This is a genomic window from Psychrobacter sp. S4(2024) (genome assembly GCF_036861305.1).
In the GTDB taxonomy this organism is placed as follows: Bacteria; Pseudomonadota; Gammaproteobacteria; order Pseudomonadales; family Moraxellaceae; genus Psychrobacter; species Psychrobacter cryohalolentis.
Genome location: NZ_JAZAQR010000001.1, coordinates 966,677 through 987,159 on the forward strand (window position 1 = coordinate 966,677; position 20,483 = coordinate 987,159).

Here is a 20,483-nt window from a genome sequence, read left to right on the forward strand (position 1 = left end):
AGATATTAAGCCATTAATTGTAAATAGCTTATACTAAATCGTGGACGAAAAAAAACGAACCCGAAGGTTCGCTTTTTTTTCATCTTGCTCTAAGCGTCTATAAAGACAGATTAGATAGCAACGATGTTATGGGCTTGTGGGCCTTTTTGACCTTGAGTTACAGTGAACTCAACTTCTTGGCCTTCAGCTAAAGTTTTGAAACCTGAACCAGTGATTTCGCTGTAATGAGCAAAAACGTCTGCGCCAGTTTCTGGAGCGATAAAACCAAAGCCTTTAGCTTCGTTGAACCACTTAACTGTACCTTTTTGAGTATCTGACATATTGATAATCCTACTTTTAAATTTATTAATGGTCTAGTGACCGGTAACGCTTGCAAATAGCTACTGAACGATAAATATTAAAACGAAGGATTATAACTAATACTACGAGGTAATGATTTGGTGCAGAACTGCTCTTAAGCTTGGAAGTATTATAAGGGCAAGATCCCATTTTCGCAAGTATTATCTTAGGTTTCATGTAACCAAAGCCACTTTTTGACTGTTTTTCGCCCTAAAATCAACGCATTTTAGGCATTTGGCAAACGGAACAAATAGACCGCTACCCCAGTACAGACCGTGGCTACCAGCCAAGCTACCCACATCATATCAGCAGGAATGTTAAAAAATAACATTGTTGTTGAAATTGCCATCATTATCGTCGCTAGCCACTTGCCATATAAAGGTACAGCATGGCGGTCTTCCCAATCTCGGACGAATTTACCAAAATATTTATGATTAATCAGCCAAAAATGAAAGCGTCGTGAGCTACGCGCCCAACACCCTGCCGCTAGTAAGATAAAAGGTGCGGTCGGCATGACAGGTAATAATACGCCAATGATACCCAAGGCAAAAAACAACCAACCAAATATCAAAAACATCCAACGCACCGTTGGATTGTTATGTTGATTGGTCTTGGGTCGATAATAGAAAGATTTTTTTGATTGAGTCATGATAGTTTTATCAGTCAGTGTGAGACATTAGGTCATCAGGTATGGACTACCTATATAAGCTATCAAAGATAAAGAAATTGAAACCTAGGTTCAAGACTGATTTTGCACGGTTTTGCTACCGATACGTAGCTTGTTTAGCAGTTAGGTAAATATCGGCCACTATTCACTATGGTTTGGCAGGATAGCTTTCCCAGTAGTCTGCGATTGCCTTTGGAAAACAGTATTCTTTTGGCATCACTGTAATCGCGATGGGTACTAATATGGATTTGGTCACACCGCCGATACTGTCACAAGTGGCATCGGTAGGTACGTCATAATAAATCACGCGCAACGTATTCTGCGGACAGAGGTCTGAGCACTGAAAGGATTTGACCACTTCGATACCGTTATGCACGCCAATGATCCACTGCTGCGCGCCTTCGGTTGGCGCTGATTCTTTTTGCTGGGCAACTCGAATAAGATCAGCATCTGTTAAGGTGTTTTCATTGGTAGGTAAAGAGACACAAGCGCTTAGAATTAAAGACAAGGCGCTTAAAGTGAGGACTTTTGTAGTTGATGTTGTTTTCATGCTGAACATGGCGGTTACTCCCCATTTATGATGTTATCAATCCAATCTTACGAGCTTCTTTGAGCCATGTCGGAAACTTTTCTAGCATGTTTTCATATAAGGCTTCTTCGCTAATATCATCCAAATCATCGAGTTCAAAAAAGTCGCAATTATCAATCACGCGCCCTGCCATGTCGTCTAGTTTTTTTAGGATGCCATAACCACGACCACCCAAGCCCACGAACTGCCAGAATATCGGTAGTTTCGCCGCGTCAGTCATGACTCTCGTGATACCGCGATTGTCATTTACCCCGCCATCACTGATAAATAGCACGTATATAGGCACATCTAAGCCGTCTTTTTGATAAAATTCAGTGACGGCCTTCATGACCTCTGCTTCATTATTGATACGCGGGCCGAGTGCCCATTTGCGCCAGCCGCCATGAGCGTTGTCAATGAAACCGTCATAGTTGCTCAGCCCTATCTCACCCAAATACTGCGGATCTCGGGCAAACGCCCAGCAGTCTAGCGCCTGGTCGTCATCAAAGCTCACTGCCAATGGCAATATGCGGTTGACCACCTCTTGCACGCGGCCTTTTTTGTACTGTCTGTTCATTGAGCCTGAGGCATCTAACACCAATGCTACCTTTGCGGTTAATTGCTGCAATTGGCGTTTCTCAAGTGATATGGTGGCTTTTTTGGCCAGATTGACCAGTTTTGGCGCTTTGTCTAGCATGACCTTCTCTAACGATGGTTTTGCTTGCACTGGCGTTGCGGTCATCTCTGCTGCTGTCGAGCTACTCTCTTCTACATCGCCACCGAAATGCTGCACGATTGCGGCTAGGCCACCATTAAAGCCTTGCGCGACGTTAGATACTCGCCAAACGCCACTCTTACGATACAGCTGCATCAACATACTGGCTTGCTGCTGGGCAAAATCTGCTGCTTGATATTCTGCCTGCACTTTTTGTGACTGCTGCCAAATGCCAATCTCTAAGGATTGAATTTGATTGAGCGGCGTGTCGGCTGATAATACAAAAAACAAGCTGTCTATATCCGCAGCCAGTTTGGATAAATTAACTTCAAACTCGGCTTGAATACCTTTATTCGCCGTTGGCTGCGACTCATAATGGGTGAGCCTGATTTGCCCGCATGGTGAGGTTGGCTGATTATAAAACACCATGTAATCATCATTGATCAGTTTGCCCGCTGCGTCTAAGGCAAAGCAGCTGATGTCCATTTCTATCGGACTTTGACGAGTGAACTTGAGCGTGATGGGTGCGGTATCGTCAATAGCAAGGTTGCTTAATGGCGCGCGTTGTCCGACGGTGAGATGGTTCATGGTGTTCCTTAACGTTGAGTGTGTCGTTTAACAGATACAACAATTTGCCAAATCAGTATGCCAAACCAAATGTAAAATAATAAGCTGACAAACTCAATACCACTCTTTTTCTCTAAAAACCTGCTGAAAGGTAGTAAATTTTTTGCAACTTCATTAGCTTGAATTGATAAACAGTCCACCCAAGGATGTAAGAAATAATTATAATGTTCAAAGAATGATTCATGAATAGACAATAAACTTGTATAAATTATTAAGCTTAAAAATAGTAAAACACTGGGCTTGATATAACTTCGTCCAAAGTCTGAAATTTCTTCGTTTGCCCGATAGACTAATCTGTCCCATTTGTCACCTTCATCATCAAGCTCTTTTTTATAAACTGCCATTTCTTCAGCAAAAAATTTATTTGCTTCAAGCTTATTACCTACGTCATCAAAAGAATTTTTAATAATTCTGAATGTTTCGCGATTAGTGTTATCTTTTTCAACAATAGCTTTCAGGAAGTTAGGTTGCTCTTTCAGATTAACTCTTTCAAAATCTAACCCTGAATAGAACTTTGCCTCTCTGAAATTTGAAAAGCTTTCAAATGTAGTATATTTAAATACAGCAGTATATTTTTCCTCAGTATTACCCTTTATACCAAATTTAACTTGTTCGAACGCAGCAAAATCCTTAAAAATACTTTTATAAAAGTATGCTTCTATAATTTCACTCTTAAAAGAATCAAAAATACCTTCCACATTTGAGTTTTCAAATTTAAAATCTTCAATTATCCTACTCTTAATTTCAAACTTTGACTCAAACTTAGAATCTATAATGCTAATATTGGAGATAGTCAAATCTTTCCTTTCAAAAATATGACCTCCTTGTTTTATTTCGTCTATATTATCTTCATTAAAACCATTCAATTTTAAACTTAGCTGAAAATAACATTTTTTAATCGATATCTGGTTTATAGTGTAGTATCTTTTAAATTTTAAGAAGTTATTACTCTCTTCTCCTGCTATAAAATCTTTATTGAACTCAGGAAAGTAAAATACATTCTTATTAATATTAACATCCAACATAGTTATTTTTTCATCAAAAATACACTCGTAGAATAAATTTGAATTTATTTCTTTAGAGTGTATTGAGCTCATAACTTCAACATCAGACTGAAAACTGCAGTACATATATCGATATTTATGATCATCCTTCAAATCTGGAAAAGGAGTTATTCTCGCTCCTCTTCTAAAAATACAATGCTCATAGTAAAACTCTGCAAATAGAATCGTACTAGGTGAATTGAATTCACAACTTTTAAATATAACCCTACCTAAATTCTTTAATATCAATATTGCATTTGGGCTCAAACCTTGCATAGCTATGTCTTTAGGAAACTTGATTTCATCCAAAATCAAATCTGTTTTTCTCATATACTCCTTTAAGTTTGAGCTAAGCTCAGTCTCTTTTACCCCTCCTATAAGTCTTAAAAATTCATTACGATCATTACGCTGAGACTCTTGTTCAGCAATAGTTTGCAGGTCACTTGTCTTCCAAAATTTTTGGAAGTTTTTATCAACTTCTTCAAAAATATATTCAGACAGAAAATCGTAAAAAGCTTTTCTGTAATTCCCATACCCGTCATTATGTATTTCTCTTTCAGTGCAGTGCAAGACACATTCCTTCAAATCCTTAAAGCTTTCCTCTTCACACCTAATACCAAATTTATTAATATAAGTACATTGCATAGTTTAATTCTCGTATCTGCATACCATCTAATTATAGTGAATGAAATAAAAAAATACGTCACCATAAGGATGGCAACGCACTATACAATATCTAAGATTACTAATGGAACAAGCTAAGTCATTAAAGAATATCGAGAAATGACTCGCATATTTGCCCATTTTTAAAGGACTCCGATGCTAAGGCCATGCTATTTAGGATTTTGCTTTTTTTACAAAGCCTTCAACTGCTCCATCTGCGCCGTCATCGCGGTCAACTGCCCTTCTAACTCAGCCAGTTTAGCCTTCTCAGCATCGACCACTTCTGCAGGGGCTTTGCTGACAAAGCCTTCATTACCTAGCTTACGTGCGATGCCTTCGGATTGACCTTTCAACTTATCATATGACTTACCCAAACGTGCCAGCTCAGCCGTTGGGTCAATTAGACCTTTCATCGGTACGAGTACCCGTAGCTGACCAACCATACTTGATGACGATAGCGGCACTTCATCACCTTCTTTGACGATCTCTAAGCTCTCGACTTTGGCAAGCGCTTTAAACTGGTTTTTGATACGTGACAGACGCGCATCTTCATCGGCAGAGATATTTTGTAGTAGCACTGGCAGACGTACGGCATTGCCCAGTTTCATCTCACCACGGATGTTACGGACGCTAGCGATTAGCTCCTGTAGCCACGCCATATCCGCCTCAACTTGCTCACTGATTTGTGCCTCATCCGTTTTTGGATAGTCAGCGACCACGATGCTATCGGTGTCTTTGCGATTCAGTAGCGGTGCAACCGTCTGCCAGATTTGCTCGGTCAGATACGGCATGATTGGATGGCTAAAACGTAGCGCCGTCTCTAGCACATGCAGCAATACATAGCGGATTTGCGCTTTGCGTTCGTCAGACACCGAGTCATCATTTAGACTGGCTTTGGCAAGCTCAACATACCAATCACAGTACTCATTCCAGATGAACTCATAGATATCTTGGCTGACCATATCGAGACGATACTGGGCAAAATGCTGATGGATATCGGCAACGGTAGAGTTCAGACGACTCATGATCCATTTTTCTGGTAATTCCCAAACGTCAGGATTCGCCGCTTGGTCGATAGGCTTGGCATTACCTTCGCTATCGACACAGTTCATGAGTACAAAACGGCTGGCGTTCCAGATTTTATTACAGAAGTTACGATAGCCCTCGACACGCTTTAGATCAAAGTTAATATCGCGACCGGTACTGGCAAGGGAGGTAAAGGTAAAGCGCAGTGCATCCGTACCAAAGGCTGGGATGCCTTCTGGGAACTCTTTACGTGTTTGCTTTTCGATTTTGGCCGCGTCTTTCGGATTCATCATGTTGCTGGTACGTTTTTCTACCAGCGCTTCTAGATCGATACCGTCGATTAGGTCAATCGGATCTAAGACGTTACCCTTTGATTTTGACATTTTTTGACCGTTGCCATCACGTACTAGACCATGCACATAGACGGTCTTAAACGGTACTTGCGGCGTGCCATCTTCGTTTTTCACGAAGTGCATGGTCATCATGATCATGCGAGCAACCCAAAAGAAGATAATGTCAAAACCTGTCACCAACACGCTGGTTGGGTGGAAGGTGTCCATTACGCGTGGATCGGCGTTGACGTCTGCCCAGTCAAGCGTACTGAACGTCCATAGACCAGAGCTGAACCATGTATCGAGCACGTCATTATCTTGGCGCAATACGATATCATCGCTTAGATTGTACTTGCTACGCACTTCCGCTTCGTCACGGGCGACATAGATTTCACCCGTCGCATCGTCATACCATGCAGGGATACGATGTCCCCACCACAGCTGACGGCTGATACACCAGTCTTGCAGATCGGTCATCCACGACATATACATGTTTTTGTACTGCGCAGGGACGAACTCGATGCTGCCGTCTTCTACCGCGTCAATCGCAGGCTTGGCCAGCTCTTTAACAGCGACATACCACTGATCGGTCAACCACGGCTCAACGATCGTGCCGCCACGCTCAGCACGCGGGGCTTTTAGTGCGTAGTCCTCGATATCTTCTAGCCAGCCCTGCTCGCCTGCTTGCTCTACAAGGAACTTACGCGCTGCAAAACGCTCAAGTCCTGCATACTCACTAGGCGTGGTCTCTAACGTTGGCTCACGTGTTTGCAAGTCAGGATAGACTTCCATCGATGATAAAATATTGGCGCGCTCATCAAGGATATTAATCAATGGCAAGCTATGGCGACGACCCAATTCATAATCGTTAAAATCATGCGCTGGGGTAATTTTTACGCAGCCCGTACCAAAGTCTTTTTCGACATAATCATCAGCAACGATAGGCACGACACGACCAGTGATTGGTAAAGTAATGGTTTTGCCGACCAAGTGTGCATAACGCTCATCGCTAGGATTGACCGCTACAGCGGTATCACCAAGCAGTGTCTCAGGGCGTGTGGTCGCGACCACTAGATAGTTTTTGCCATCTTGAGTCATCAAGTCTTTGTCAGTGAAATGATAGCGGAAATGCCACAAGCTACCTTTTTCATCATGGTTCTCTACTTCTAAATCAGACAATGCCGTTTGGAACTTAGGATCCCAGTTCACCAGACGCTTACCACGATAAATCAAACCATCGTCGAACAGACGAACGAACACTTCTTTTACCGCATTAGATAGACCATCATCCATGGTAAAGCGCTCACGCGACCAATCAACCGAGCTGCCCAAACGGCGAATTTGGCTAGTGATATTGCCGCCCGACTCTTCTTTCCACTCCCACACTTTATCGATGAAGTCTTCACGCGTCATATCACGGCGCTTAATACCTTGCGCCTCCAAACGACGCTCAACGACCATTTGAGTCGCGATACCCGCATGATCCGTACCTGGCTGCCACAGCGTGTTGTCACCATCCATGCGGTGATAACGGGTGAGCGCATCCATGATCGCGTTGTTAAAACCATGACCCATGTGCAGCGAGCCAGTGACGTTCGGCGGTGGTAGCGCGATAGAAAACGACTCTTCTTTGTCAAAAGTCGGCTGAAAATAGCCGCTTTCTTCCCAACCTTTGTACATACCGGCTTCGACTTCCGCAGGATTATAGGCGCTTTCTAATTGGCTTAGCGCCGCTTGGATCGACTGGGTCAGGTTGGTTTTCGCATTGCTATCAATGCTGGTATCGGTATTAGGATTGCTCATAATAGGGTGATCTTATTGTTGATAATGAATGTGGTCAAAATGAGATAGCGCAAAACGCTATAAAAACAGGAAAAATAGTTGATAGTGTGATTTTAACGCAGATAGGCAGATTTTGTTAGATGCTAAGGTAATTTATCAGCCTTACAGCGCGTCATTACGCCCCTAACACCAGCAAATAGCAGAAAATACCAATAAACAACTCCAATCGGCTGAACTTCCCACAAAATAAATCCTAGTCGTGTTATAAAATACAGGTGATGCGAGAACTTATATAGTTATCGTATAGCATAATAAATGGCGTTTTATCCTAAAATGATAGCCTGATAAATAGCGAGCCAACTGTGTCCCAAGATACTGAGCACAACAATAACAGCCACTCTAAAGCTGACAAGATAGATGATCAGCGCTTGATTGATGAGAGCGCTAATCATCTATCTAGTACTAAAAATAAAGATATTAGCGATGCGGATACGCCAGACGATACTAATGCAAAAGAAAACTTGGAATACGAAGACTTCTCTGAGGATATTAGCAAAGAAGACCAAGAAACCATCAAAAAAGTTGCTAATGATGACAATTTAAGTCAAGCAAAAAGCTATGCCAGTATCTTAGTTGAGCAAGTGATGGATGCCAGAGAAACTTTTGAGCGCTCACTTGGCTCACTATTTACCAGTGCTTTTACCGCTGGCCTTGAGATTGGCATCAGCTTCTTTATGATTTTAGCGGCTTTTGCGCTTTTGAGTGGCGTGCTACCGAGCCATTATGCGGTTGTACTCGCCTCCCTACTTTACCCGATTGGTTTTATCATCGTCGTCATCGGTCAGTCGCTATTATTTACCGAACAAACCTCACTCTTAAGCCTACCTGTGCTCAATAAAATCGAACCTCTCAATAAGCTGCTACGCCTGTGGGGCATTGTCATCGCTGGCAACGTCGTTGGTGGCTGTTTATTTGCGGCATTAATGATAGGTTTAGGTTTAAATATGCAGCTATTTAGCGTCAGCGACATTGATATTTACGCCGAGCATATCTTAGGGTTTAGATGGTGGGTAATATTTGGCAGTGCCATCTTGGCAGGTTGGATGATGGGCGTCACCGCGTGGCTTGTGACCTCAGCGCGCGATACCCTTAGCCGCATCGTCTTGGTGACGCTTATTACTGGCAGTATCGGCTTTTTGGGTTTGCATCATAGTATCGTGGGTAATATCGAAGTATTCTCAGCCTTGCTCTATGGCAATACTGTCAGCTTGGGCCGTTATTTGCTGTTTTTAGCCGTGGTGTTGGTCGGCAATACCGTCGGCGGCGTGGTGTTTGTCGCGATACTTAAAAACCGTACCTTCCTATTCGAATTAGCCAAAGTAAAGGAAGAAACAGCTAAGGATAAGTTAGAAGCACAAAACAATATCCGTGGACCTTACTAGAGATAATTAGTACGGTATTTTTAAATCGGGCGCGTAAATTCCACAACCGCTTTTAACTATAATAATTCCATTGAAAAACAGTACAAGGCTGCTGGGATAAGTTTTACGCCGCCTCTGGCGTGCAAAGCACACAGCAAGCAAGGAAAATTTACCACAGTAGCCCTTTATAACCTTTGTACTTATTTTATTTAGCACTGACTATATCGAAAGCGGTTATGCAGCTTTATAACTAAAAAATTATAATCGAGCAATTGTGAGTGCTTAATTATGATAAACCACACATTTCCGCTTACAGCATACGCGCTGCCAACACACTACTTTCTATCTCAGACTTTCTCAGCTTATTGTGCCGAGCGCTAAATATACGCACCAAAATGCCTGCCGTTAGGAACATTACCAAGGTATAAATAGCTGGCATCATCGACATATCGTAGTTAGATAATAGCGTTAATGCCATAAATATCGACAAGGTACTGTTTTGTAGACCGACTTCTAGCGTCACCGAAGTCCTTTGCGCTAAGTTAAGACCGAACCATTTGCTACTATAATAACCGAGCGCCATGGTTGAGACGTTTAATAATACCGATACAGGGCCGGTAGCGATAAAGGCATCGACAATGATATCGCGTTGTACATAACACAAAAACAGCACTAAAAACGTTAAAAATATCACCCCAAATCGAGACACATAGACTTGTGAGCGATCGGCGACTTTTGGTGCGTAGCGTTTAATCAGCATCCCAATGCTAATAGGTACAATCGTCAGTACCACTAAGGTAAGCACGGTTTTTACTACCGGCAATTCAAACTCACTACCGCTGCCCATAAAATAAATCAATGAAAAACTCAGTACAATGGGAATGGTAAATACCGTAATAACGCTGGCAATCGCTGTCATCGTCACCGACAGCGCCACATCGCCTTTAGCCAAATAGGTAAATAAGTTTGAGGTAGTGCCGCCCGGACACAGAACGAGGAGCATAACTCCGACGGCGTATTCTGGGCGTAATGGCATGATATTAGCTAGGGCAAAGCCAATAATTGGCAACAGTATCAGCTGATTGGTCAAGCCAATACCAACGGCTTTTGGGTATTTTAATACCCGTTTAAAATCATTGGTAATAAGGGTCAAACCCATACCCATCATGATTAAAAACAAGCAAATAGGAATAACAACGCTATTTACTAAGGTGACTAGAGCCAGACTTTCCATAACTACATCCCTGTAGATAAGACCTATTGCTAGGTCAATTTATAATGATTCAATGATGCCTGATTAGCAATCCTTGCTAATACGCTTGTCACTACCTGCTAATGCTTATAGATAACGGACATCACCCGTTTTAAACCATTCTTTTATAGCATATCTCATAGCATGCTATTGCTAACTATCAACAATAATTAAGAATTGATAAGGGGAGTATATAGGGCAAAAGCTAGGTTTAGCTGTTTTATTCAACAACTCGCCAGTCAAATGCAGAATATAGAGATTGAGTAGGAATAAAAGGGATTGTAATGAGATTAAATGAGAGTGTTTAACGTGAGCTTTTGGATAATTTGGATTTTAATAATTGGCGTTAAATACTTTTAGTTAAATAGCTATGACGGTATAAGAAGTTATATTTTGGAAGTATTGATTGAGATTTTGGCAGGAGTATTGCTGAAAGCGTTATTGGGCGCTTTAGCAGAATTTTCAGTACTAAGCACTGCCGTACCGTAAGCGATCGCTTCGACCATACTACCCAATTGATTGATATTACTGACTTCAAGACGCAAACCATAAATATGATTGTAGCCTTTTGCCTGTGCTTGAGTGCGCATACGTACTAGAGCTTCACGGCGGGCACGATCAAGCAAGGTCTCATAGGTGGTGAGATTTTTGCCAAAGAAACTCAGCACTTTGGCAATGACCATTTTAAAATAATCCTGCGCAATAACGACGCTACCAAGCACCAACTCACCCTCAGACTGCGACACTAGTTTTGGTACATAAAAACGCTCATTTGAGACAATAATATGACTCAACTCAGCTTCGGCAATCGTCAATCTTGCCAAATGCTGACGCTCATGACGCGCACCAAAAAACCAGCCAACTATAAATAATACCAGCAGCGGCGCATAGTTCATCAACATTTGGCTGAACGATTGATTCATGGAACGTCTCTTATCATCAAAAAGGCTACCTGTCAGTACTTGAGCGTAGTCTTATTCACCAAAAGGATTAAAGCGCGGTAAATCATCAGGTGACTTTACTGTTGAAGGCTGAGCAACTGACGCCACAGGCTCTTCATATTGAGAATGATGAGTTGATGACTGATTCGGCGGTTGATTCGTTGATTGATAGACAGGCTGTTGTGGCATCCGTACGGCTTTGACCGCTGTACCGTAAACAAATAGCTCAGAGGCACCTTGTGCAATACTAGAGGTCGAGAAACGCAGTCCAACCACTGCATCAGCGCCCAACGCCTCAGCTTTGACGATCATACGATCAATCGCCTCTTGACGCGATTCTTCTAACAGCTCCGTATAGGCAGTGAGCTCACCGCCTACGATGTTTTTTAGACCCGCAAATAAATCTTTACCAACATGCTTTGAGCGCACGGTACTGCCGTATACCACATCCAAGCGCTCAGTAATCTGATAGTTGGGCAAGTGCTCAAGATTGGAGAGTTGGACAGTCATAGTACAGCCTTATTGGTAACTTACAGAATTAGTGACTTACAGAATGATAAAAAACATATCGCCCGTTCAAGATAAAAGCGCGATACTTTAAAACGCATTAAAAAGCACATTGCTCAAATAATTTATATTGAGCAAACTCTTTAGTCGTTAGTATGGAACAACAAAAACAGCTCAGTTAAGTTGCCTTCGATGCTGTTTACCATTTGTACCATTTTATCTTGATCTTTACGCATCTCAGCAAGCTCAGGATCTTCATCATCGATACCACTCAGCACAATCATCGGCAAGGTCAAAACAGCCACATCTTCTGCAGTCTCTTCGTTTTCCATCCAATCACTGGCTTCATCACCATACATTGCATCCACAAAGCCAATCGACCAAGCAACGATATCTGAATCATCAGAAAAATCGACCGCCACTTCTTCATTACCCGCATCTTCACCAAATGGTAGCTCAATAGGCGTCTCGTTTTTTAGCTCAGCGATGATCGACTCGCGCCAGCGCTGAATACCATCAATCACGTTTGCTGGAATCTCGCTCACATTATCTTCAAACAGTGCTTCTAACCAATTAGGCAGTGGACGCCCAATAACCGTCGCAGTCAAAAAACCATGAGTAGCAACACTATCAAGTACAAATGCGCTTTCTTCGTTGTCTAAATAATCGAGTAGTTCATCGAAACTAAGTTGGTTGGTCATGGTGTCGTTGTCCTTAAAAGATGGATTGCGCCATGCGCAATAAATAAGAGTTATATAAAATAACGAGAGGTATAAAGATGACGATTATCTTGAATAAGTCAATCTACCCAAAGATTTTTTAAATCAATTATTGCTAAAGTACAGCTGTGAGAAATAGCTGGTTAAATAGGTGCCGTTTACTATTGATACTATTAAAATCAGAACCCAACCAGCTTAACACAGCACACTTAGGATAATTAGTTAACGATGGTTAGCTAATAGCCATAAGAGTGCAAATCAACACTTAAAAATTATTCGCAAAATATTTGCCTGATAACCTCATTATAGCGATGACGAATTAAAGTTCGTCATCATCCCAATCATCGCCATCTTCATCAAAATTATCGATATCGTCTAGATCATCTTTTAGCTCTTTAGCCAAACGTTTTTCTTCTAGTAGATTATCAATTAGACGACGCTTCTCAAGGCTACTTAAGCGTGTACGTACACTCGTCTCTGCTTCTTCAACCATCTTTGCATCATCATCATCAACGAAATCATCATCAAAATCGTCATCAATATCAGCATCACTCATGACCAACTCCTATCTTTTTTGGCAAAATTACTGAAAAGTTATCAATATATATATGCCTTATAAAGTCTCTATTAAGCCTTGTCAATGCTTTTTATTACTATGACGCATTTACAAGTCAACAACAAGACACTATTGGTCATTATCGCGCAGGCAATTGTAGACAATTTCTGCAAGTTAAATAGAATATCTAATCCTACTCTTCTGAGTCATCGATCATCAATACCGCATTACGCACATCGGCCAAACGCTGAATCATCGCATCATTGCCACCATCGAATATTGCACACTCACGCTCATAAACTGTCGTTGGACGCATGACGCTTTGTACTTGTACATGATGACTGATTTGTTTAAGACCACCATTTGGCAATAAAATCAGCATCTGCTCTTTTTTGCCGACGCTATCTAGCAGATGCGTCATGGCATCGACTTGGGCATTGTCACTCACACCAGCTTTGGCTGGCAGCGCAAATCGTGACAGCTCAATATGCTTATCATGAATAATTTTATTCAGCATCAAGTATAGCTTGGCTAGCATCACGCCTGCCAATGCAACTTTTGCATGGCTATTCTCTGCTTTAAGCATCACATAAGCACCACTTTCATCAAATTGTGGTTCATTGAGTGCGCTTACACCCAACAACAATGGCTGTTTCAGTAACTCAGTCACCGCTTGGTTTAGTAGCTGCGTACAGAGTGCCAAATACGGCAGACGTTGAGACGGTGCCAAGCGCTCAAGCATATTAAACTCATCATGAAAGACAATCTGGACGCTGACACTATCAAATGCTCTGGTGGCAGACAATCGAGAGACATGATTGTTAGCATGCTGGCTACTGTCTTCTGCTTTATAAGCAGTATGATCATTGACATCACTGTCTGTCATATTACTGGCAGCATCCGCAGTTGTACCGTTAGTATTATCATCGAGCGTCGAATCTTGATTCTGCTGGGTTCTGACATACTGATTGACAGCACTATGAATATCTAATTTACGCGTATTAGGTTGCTGGTTATACGCTGTACTGGCAGCTGCTTGAGCAGCATTGACTAAACGATCACTTTGGCTAGTACCTGTCTCACCATTATCACCATCATCAGCAGACATTGATTGACGACGTTCTCGCTCACGAGCATAACCACGCTGATCGAGCTGCGTATATTGCTCACGATGCAAGTCTTGAACATCGCGGCTGATGGCATTGATTTGCTCTCTAGTTGGACGAGCGATATAGCTGTAAATCAGCCACAGCAATAAATGCAGCACCATCGAACCAATCACAAATGGCCATTGCATGGCGATGATTTCACCCTTGCTAATATCCTTTAGAGTCAATGCCACACTACCAATGACCGCATCGCCTTTGGTTGCAATTTGGCTAATAGTATCACCCTGCTGCATCGGCGCATTGCCGACAGGCACCAAGATATCGCCATTATTGTCTTTAATCAGGATACGGGTTACGTCTTGTTCGCTGGTATAGCGATTGGCAATAACGCTTAAGCTGACGCGGTCTTTATTTTCTAAGGACAGGCGCGCTTCGTCAATGAGCTGAGCAACCATTTGCTCGCCTTTTTGCGCACGACTGTTGCTCAGCTGTTGATCGGTACTGATGACCAATAATAGGGTTTGCAAACAAAAACTAACCAGAAGAATGATGGCAAACAACCCTTGCCGCGGCGCTAAATAGGTCATGATATGGGAAACTTTTTTGGATAAATGGAGTTAAAAAACGAGGCTATTGCTCATTCGCTCATTTTTGCAAGAGTATGCAGCTATATTTGTTCAATTCAATACCGCATTGTTTAAATAATCTTTTTTTAAGAGACTGATTATTTAACGCTGCCATCTTACAGTAGTTATGTTGTGCAATTATGTGTGGCGCAAGCATTTAAGCAGTATTTACGACTCGCTTACCCACTCATTGACATCTACTATATCACCATAGTAAGGGTTATGGCGTTAGCGAGTATCATAATTTTTTTGTAATGAGTCATTTCAATTTTACTGAGATTTTTTTGCAACAGTCGCCGTTTTATTTGCCGTTTTATTCGCCACTGATACTTTGCGTCTCATCTATAGTCGCTGCTTACTAAAGCTGTTATTATTCCTAATCTTATATCAGCATACAAGGGACAATTGAGCGATGCCAAACAATACCTCTTACTCGTTACCAAAAGACAGCAAAGCATGGCAACAGGCGGTTGATTCCGTGGCCTCGTTACTACCAGAGGGTACCAATTTACAGGATTTTGATGCACTACAATCCTTGCCTATTTTTGCTTTGATTGTGGTATTGCCGACGCATGTATCTTCACTTGATATCCACCAGTATGTACAATCATGGGTTGATGAGCAGCCAAATTGGCATCTGGTCACGGTTGCAGAAGATGCTGATGCCAATTTTGTAGATGTTGAAATTGCTGATGTAGATACGGCGCAACCTTTTGCCAAACGCTCATTTATCGATGTGCAAGTATTCCGTTATTTATTGGTGCCCGTGACTGATACCCTGATGCATCCTGCCAAAAAAACTGCCGCCGCACATATCATTGATGACCAATTGACCACGCGTTTGCATCGCGACTTGACTGAAGCTTATAACAACGCTCAAAACGCCGTCTTAAGCGATCATTTGGATGTCGTCGATTGTCATATCTTATCGGTCGGTCATATGCTGCGCACTCATAAGCTTGCCTGCTTTGATATGGACTCTACCTTGATTGAACAAGAAGTCATCGTTGAGCTGGCAAAAACGGCAGGTATTGGCGAGCAAGTAGAAGCCATCACTGAAGCCGCTATGCGGGGCGAGATGGATTTTGATGAATCTTTTGCGCAGCGCGTGGCGTTATTGCAAGGTATTCCAACCAGCGTGCTTGATGAAATTTGCAATCGCTTAACATTATCGACAGGTGCCTTGGCTACCATTAGCGCTCTAAAAGCTTTGGGCTATCATACGGTCCTTGTATCCGGTGGCTTTACGTACTTCGCTCGCTATATCGCCGAGCAATTGGGTATTGATGAAGTACACGCCAACTCATTGGATATCGAAGAAGGTGAAGTCACCGGTCATATACAGTTGCCTATCGTTAATGGTGCTAAAAAAGCGGCTATTGTCGCCCATACGGCTGAGCGCCTAGGTATTACGATGTCTCAAGTGGTTTGTGTCGGTGACGGCGCCAATGACTTACCGATGATGGCACTGGCCGATTTGGGCGTGGCTTTTAATGCCAAACCTATCGTACAAGCGCGCGCCGATGCCGCTGTGAATGTCACAGGGCTTGAAGGGGTGCTCTATGCGCTAGGCTATCCTGCATTTGTACGCAGCAGTGAACGCAAAAAAGTTTAGCTAATTATAAAAGATATCGAACCAAAAGCTGGGCTGATACATTTTAATTGGTCCAGCTTTTATGGTTTATTCTCTGCTTTACAGTGTTTTTTGGCGCTACTATACTGCCATACGCGATTGTCATTTCATATTGCCACTTTTATCTTATCCAGTAACTTTATCTTGTCCAATAAAAAGGATTGTCCATGACGGCATCACAATCACCACGGCCAGATGCCCAGTCATCTTCCACCCAGTTAGATAACCAACCTGCGGCTGACGAAAGCAGCCCGATTTATAAAAATAGCCCCAAGGAATTACTGGGTGTCTATGTGCGAGGGTTGGCAATGGGCGCGGCTGACATTGTACCGGGCGTCTCTGGTGGTACGATTGCATTGATTGCAGGTATTTATGAGCGCTTAATTAACGCTTTGAGCAGTGTGGGTCCCAATCTTTGGCAGGTCTTTCGCCAAGAAGGTGGTATCAAAGGTTTAATTGCAGTATGGCGACAAGTCGATGCCACTTTTTTATTGTTTTTGTTGATGGGTATTGCCACTAGCCTTGCAACGCTTGCCGGTGTTATTAAGCATTTATTAGACAATCAGCCTTTAATGATTTGGTCTTTCTTTTTTGGTTTGGTCATTGCAACTGTTTTTCTGTTATTAAGTGAGATTAAGCGCTGGAATATCGGACGGGCGCTATTGTTCCTGCTTGGAGTAGCCAGCGCCGTTATTATTAGCAGCTTGCCTCTGATGAATACGACCCCAAGTTTGCCGTATTTGTTTGTTGCGGGTGCTATCGCTATTTGCGCGATGATATTACCAGGCATCTCAGGATCTTTTATTTTATTGTTGATGGGTGCTTATGATACGGTACTCGAAGCGGTTCATACTTTAAACTTTGCTATTATCTTTACATTGGTCGCTGGCATGGCAACAGGATTATTGCTCTTTACCCGTATGCTCAAATGGTTATTGTCCCGTTATTATCAAGCAACTTTAGCGCTACTTATCGGCTTTATCGCAGGCTCGTTGGTCAAAGTCTGGCCTTGGAAAACAGATGCCCTAGGGACATTAAATAGTGAAGCCATTTATAACGTCATGCCATGGCATTACCCTACCGGCGCAGAGTGGTTAACGACCTTGAGCTTGATGCTATTAGGTGCCATTCTAGTGACTGCCTTATCGCTTTGGGGTCGCCGTAGCCCTCGCCCTTAGTATCTGTCTACTCTTGCTATAGTCGATTCAATTTAAAAAGAATACAGTACTGCTGGAATAAATTTTACGAAGCCTCTGGAGTGCAAAGTGCACAGCAAGCGAGAGAAATTTATACCAGCATAATGCTATTCTGAACATAACTCTTCTATATTGAACTCACTATATTAAATCTTACCATCAAAAAAAAGCGCCCATATCAAGGCGTTTTTTTGTTCTCTAAAACTGTAAGATTTACCATTTATTTTGCTAAATACTTTTAAAAAATCAAACGTCAGCTGTTGTCGCAAAGTCGCCTTCAGAGGCTTTAGCTTTCTGCTACAAACTTCCATAATAGCCTTGTTGGAATTCACCTTATGAAGAGCGAGATGAACAATGTTATTAACAATATTTTCTACATTTGGTAGCGAGGCGTTGAGTACAAGTGCCATATTGGGCTATGGTTTATTTTTAATCGCAGTTGTTGCTATTGCTGTGTCATCACAGCGCTGGTTGCTTTGGTATTTGTTTGGCGGCATGGGATACTGGTTTGCCGTAGAAATGATTCATAGTTTAGTGACACATTGGTTCTTGTGGTCAGAATGGCACAATTATGTAATTGCTATGGGTATCAGTTGGCTGCCTTTGGGCGCATGGGTCTTATATCGAGCGTTACGTTATGAGGATGTCAGTCGCAGCATGATACAAGAGCGTGAGCTGCAAGCAGCGCGCTATATAGAGCATACACCCGTCTATGACGATGACTATCAGCCACGCTTTCATTAAACCCTGCGTTATCATATTGCTGTCATCGAATGTTACAAGATACTTAAGGCTCTCTACGTAACTCCTAAAGAATTGACACCTAGCAATCGTTTATAATCTACTTATATATTTGTCACAAAAATTGTTATAAAGTACGCATTATTTGCGTCTCATTTTTTAGGAGTTTGTCTATGTTTACTGTACCGATTTTGGATATTAAGTCTGATCCATTAGATGTTTTATTAGCTGTGATTGGTTATCGTTTGTCTATGCTAGCTGATAGCGATAATGAAGATGTTAAAAAAATACTTGCAGATCGCAAGGTTATCATTGAGCTTGCTAGCACTGAAGCAGATGTGGCACGTTATTATAGCTTTGATAATGGTGAATTTAGCCAACATAGTGGTCATGCTAAAGAAGCTGACCTGACTATCAATTTTAAAGACTCTATGACAGGCGTTAAGCTTTTAACTAAAGGCAGCTTGCCTGCCTTTATGACTGCCGTACAAGAAGGCAACTTAAGCATCGAAGGCGATTACAGCCTAATGATGTGGTTCAATAAACTTGCTAAGCATATCGTGCCAGCCATTCCAGAAGAATGTAAACCTTATATCCAAAAAGCCAAGCCATATGCTTATAAAGCTCAAAAACTTGCCAACCATTGGGTCGGCGTTGCTAAGCACAAGTTGGGTAAATAATCGAATAATCAGAAGCGATAGATAGATAGCTGTTACTGATAGCTGAATGACTGCTTCGCTAGTTTCTGATTTTCTAAAAAGGTTGCGCTATACTATAGCGCAACCTTTTTTATTGTAGATAGTACTACTAAAAAATTAAAACAGATGAGCGACATCCGATGTTTATCTTCTATGACCATGCCTAATATCTTTATAAAAGGATTTATATTATGTCAGCACTACTAAATATCACAGAGCCAAATAACAACGCTAATAGCAATGACAACGATTTTTTAGCATCACTACCGACCGATGCCACACAAGCCACTGCCAGCAAATGCAGTCGCGAGCAAATTGCCCAATTGTTCGATTTGCCATTGATGGATTTATTATTACAAGCGCAAACCATACATCGTCAGAACTTCAATGCCAATGAAGTACAAATCAGCACCTTGTTGTCTATCAAGACTGGCAACTGCCCTGAAGATTGCGGCTACTGCTCACAATCCGGTCATCACCGCGATAAAACCAAGCTGGTCGCTGAGAAGCGCATAGAGGTGGACAAGGTGATTGCCGCTGCCAAACGCGCAAAAGCTACTGGCTCATCACGATTTTGCATGGGCGCAGCATGGAAGCACCCTAGTGCCAAAGACATGCCTTATGTGGTCGAGCTGGTCAAAGAAGTCAAAGCCTTAGGGCTTGAGACCTGTATGACTCTAGGTATGCTAGATACTGATCAGGCCGCGCAACTGGCAGACGCAGGACTGGATTATTACAATCATAATTTGGATACGTCTAGAAGCTACTATGAGCAAGTAGTTAGTACGCGCAGCTACGATGAGCGTCTAGATACCATCACCAACGTACGCAACTCAGGTATCAACGTCTGTAGCGGCAATATCGTCGGTATGGGTGAGAGCCGTGATGACCGCATTGACTGGGTGCATGAGCTACTAAAAATGCCTAAAGCACCAGAGTCTATTCCAGTCAACTTATTGGTGCCGATTCAGGGCACGCCAATCGGTGATAAGGTCTTGGCAGAAGGTCAATTGTCAGTTCTTGAGTGGATTCGTACCATTGCTGTGACACGTATTTGCTGTCCAAGTAGCTATGTACGTTTATCTGCTGGTCGCGAAAGCTTATCTGACGCTGAGCAAGCATTAGCATTTATGGCAGGTGCCAACTCATTCTTTTATGGTGACAAACTGCTGACCACGGGTAACGCCAGTCAATCAGGCGATGATAGACTCATGCGTGAGCTTGGCTTAACCAAGCAATTTGCCGCTCCTCGCGCACCAAAGCAAGTGCCCGTCATGGATGCTATGAGCGGTCATCAATCACAAGTAGTTTTGGCTAGTTAG

18 protein-coding genes are annotated in these 20,483 nt (G+C 42.4%); 6 read left to right on the forward strand and 12 right to left on the reverse strand.

Features of this window, described 5'->3' with window-relative positions:
• Positions 1 to 110: 110 nt before the first annotated feature.
• The 6 genes from VLA57_RS04190 to VLA57_RS04215 form a co-directional block, all read right to left on the reverse strand.
• Complete coding sequence (locus tag VLA57_RS04190) at positions 111 to 320, reverse strand: cold-shock protein (protein WP_010201661.1); 210 nt, start codon at positions 318 to 320, stop codon at positions 111 to 113.
• Positions 321 to 565: 245 nt separating this feature from the next.
• On the reverse strand, positions 566 to 988 hold the full coding sequence (locus tag VLA57_RS04195; protein ID WP_020444281.1) for a YbaN family protein: 423 nt from the start codon (positions 986 to 988) through the stop codon (positions 566 to 568).
• Between the two features lie 166 nt (positions 989 to 1,154).
• Positions 1,155 to 1,565, reverse strand: a complete 411-nt coding sequence (locus VLA57_RS04200; RefSeq protein WP_333954430.1) for a hypothetical protein — start codon at positions 1,563 to 1,565, stop codon at positions 1,155 to 1,157.
• A gap of 16 nt (positions 1,566 to 1,581) precedes the next feature.
• Positions 1,582 to 2,877, reverse strand: a complete 1,296-nt coding sequence (locus VLA57_RS04205; RefSeq protein ID WP_333954431.1) for a VWA domain-containing protein — start codon at positions 2,875 to 2,877, stop codon at positions 1,582 to 1,584.
• Positions 2,878 to 2,885: 8 nt separating this feature from the next.
• Entirely contained in the window at positions 2,886 to 4,529 is a 1,644-nt protein-coding gene (locus VLA57_RS04210) for a hypothetical protein (protein ID WP_333954432.1), read from the reverse strand.
• 284 nt (positions 4,530 to 4,813) lie between these two features.
• Positions 4,814 to 7,783, reverse strand: coding sequence for a valine--tRNA ligase (locus VLA57_RS04215; RefSeq protein ID WP_333954433.1), 2,970 nt, complete (start codon positions 7,781 to 7,783; stop codon positions 4,814 to 4,816).
• A gap of 341 nt (positions 7,784 to 8,124) precedes the next feature.
• On the opposite strand from VLA57_RS04215, the gene VLA57_RS04220 reads away from it, so the two are divergent.
• Entirely contained in the window at positions 8,125 to 9,204 is a 1,080-nt protein-coding gene (locus VLA57_RS04220; RefSeq protein ID WP_149409386.1) for a formate/nitrite transporter family protein, read from the forward strand.
• Positions 9,205 to 9,493: 289 nt separating this feature from the next.
• Here the strand turns inward: VLA57_RS04220 and VLA57_RS04225 are convergent, their stop codons facing one another.
• The 6 genes from VLA57_RS04225 to VLA57_RS04250 form a co-directional block, all read right to left on the reverse strand.
• Positions 9,494 to 10,417 (reverse strand): bile acid:sodium symporter family protein, encoded by a 924-nt coding sequence (locus VLA57_RS04225; protein WP_020444287.1) that lies wholly within the window; start codon positions 10,415 to 10,417, stop codon positions 9,494 to 9,496.
• Between the two features lie 404 nt (positions 10,418 to 10,821).
• On the reverse strand, positions 10,822 to 11,358 hold the full coding sequence (locus VLA57_RS04230) for a YbjQ family protein (protein ID WP_333954434.1): 537 nt from the start codon (positions 11,356 to 11,358) through the stop codon (positions 10,822 to 10,824).
• Positions 11,359 to 11,409: 51 nt separating this feature from the next.
• Positions 11,410 to 11,886: a YbjQ family protein gene (locus VLA57_RS04235; protein WP_149409388.1), complete on the reverse strand. Its 477-nt coding sequence runs from the start codon at positions 11,884 to 11,886 to the stop codon at positions 11,410 to 11,412.
• 140 nt (positions 11,887 to 12,026) lie between these two features.
• Complete coding sequence (locus VLA57_RS04240; protein ID WP_020444290.1) at positions 12,027 to 12,584, reverse strand: UPF0149 family protein; 558 nt, start codon at positions 12,582 to 12,584, stop codon at positions 12,027 to 12,029.
• A 337-nt stretch (positions 12,585 to 12,921) separates the two neighbouring features.
• Positions 12,922 to 13,158, reverse strand: coding sequence for a PA3496 family putative envelope integrity protein (locus VLA57_RS04245; protein ID WP_011281113.1), 237 nt, complete (start codon positions 13,156 to 13,158; stop codon positions 12,922 to 12,924).
• A 193-nt stretch (positions 13,159 to 13,351) separates the two neighbouring features.
• Complete coding sequence (locus VLA57_RS04250) at positions 13,352 to 14,854, reverse strand: hypothetical protein (RefSeq protein ID WP_333954435.1); 1,503 nt, start codon at positions 14,852 to 14,854, stop codon at positions 13,352 to 13,354.
• Positions 14,855 to 15,305: 451 nt separating this feature from the next.
• Between VLA57_RS04250 and serB the strand changes: the two genes are divergently transcribed.
• The 5 genes from serB (at position 15,306) to bioB (ending at position 20,483) form a co-directional block, all read left to right on the forward strand.
• A complete protein-coding gene (gene serB, locus VLA57_RS04255; RefSeq protein ID WP_333954436.1) occupies positions 15,306 to 16,508 on the forward strand; it encodes a phosphoserine phosphatase SerB in 1,203 nt (400 codons plus the stop codon).
• A gap of 185 nt (positions 16,509 to 16,693) precedes the next feature.
• Entirely contained in the window at positions 16,694 to 17,704 is a 1,011-nt protein-coding gene (locus VLA57_RS04260) for a DUF368 domain-containing protein (RefSeq protein ID WP_333954437.1), read from the forward strand.
• 372 nt (positions 17,705 to 18,076) lie between these two features.
• A complete protein-coding gene (gene aciT, locus VLA57_RS04265) occupies positions 18,077 to 18,466 on the forward strand; it encodes an AciT family ciprofloxacin tolerance protein (protein ID WP_333954438.1) in 390 nt (129 codons plus the stop codon).
• A gap of 170 nt (positions 18,467 to 18,636) precedes the next feature.
• Positions 18,637 to 19,143 (forward strand): hypothetical protein, encoded by a 507-nt coding sequence (locus tag VLA57_RS04270; RefSeq protein WP_133104790.1) that lies wholly within the window; start codon positions 18,637 to 18,639, stop codon positions 19,141 to 19,143.
• Positions 19,144 to 19,352: 209 nt separating this feature from the next.
• Positions 19,353 to 20,483, forward strand: a complete 1,131-nt coding sequence (gene bioB, locus VLA57_RS04275) for a biotin synthase BioB (RefSeq protein ID WP_333954439.1) — start codon at positions 19,353 to 19,355, stop codon at positions 20,481 to 20,483.

Coding starts and splice junctions, on each gene's coding strand:
- VLA57_RS04190 (WP_010201661.1), bottom strand. CDS start 320: ATGTCAGATACTCAAAAAGGTACAGTTAAGTGGTTCAACGAAGCTAAA.
- VLA57_RS04195 (WP_020444281.1), bottom strand. CDS start 988: ATGACTCAATCAAAAAAATCTTTCTATTATCGACCCAAGACCAATCAA.
- VLA57_RS04200 (WP_333954430.1), bottom strand. CDS start 1,565: ATGTTCAGCATGAAAACAACATCAACTACAAAAGTCCTCACTTTAAGC.
- VLA57_RS04205 (WP_333954431.1), bottom strand. CDS start 2,877: ATGAACCATCTCACCGTCGGACAACGCGCGCCATTAAGCAACCTTGCT.
- VLA57_RS04215 (WP_333954433.1), bottom strand. CDS start 7,783: ATGAGCAATCCTAATACCGATACCAGCATTGATAGCAATGCGAAAACC.
- VLA57_RS04225 (WP_020444287.1), bottom strand. CDS start 10,417: ATGGAAAGTCTGGCTCTAGTCACCTTAGTAAATAGCGTTGTTATTCCT.
- VLA57_RS04230 (WP_333954434.1), bottom strand. CDS start 11,358: ATGAATCAATCGTTCAGCCAAATGTTGATGAACTATGCGCCGCTGCTG.
- VLA57_RS04235 (WP_149409388.1), bottom strand. CDS start 11,886: ATGACTGTCCAACTCTCCAATCTTGAGCACTTGCCCAACTATCAGATT.
- VLA57_RS04240 (WP_020444290.1), bottom strand. CDS start 12,584: ATGACCAACCAACTTAGTTTCGATGAACTACTCGATTATTTAGACAAC.
- VLA57_RS04245 (WP_011281113.1), bottom strand. CDS start 13,158: ATGAGTGATGCTGATATTGATGACGATTTTGATGATGATTTCGTTGAT.
- VLA57_RS04250 (WP_333954435.1), bottom strand. CDS start 14,854: ATGACCTATTTAGCGCCGCGGCAAGGGTTGTTTGCCATCATTCTTCTG.
- serB (WP_333954436.1), top strand. CDS start 15,306: ATGCCAAACAATACCTCTTACTCGTTACCAAAAGACAGCAAAGCATGG.
- VLA57_RS04260 (WP_333954437.1), top strand. CDS start 16,694: ATGACGGCATCACAATCACCACGGCCAGATGCCCAGTCATCTTCCACC.
- aciT (WP_333954438.1), top strand. CDS start 18,077: ATGTTATTAACAATATTTTCTACATTTGGTAGCGAGGCGTTGAGTACA.
- VLA57_RS04270 (WP_133104790.1), top strand. CDS start 18,637: ATGTTTACTGTACCGATTTTGGATATTAAGTCTGATCCATTAGATGTT.
- bioB (WP_333954439.1), top strand. CDS start 19,353: ATGTCAGCACTACTAAATATCACAGAGCCAAATAACAACGCTAATAGC.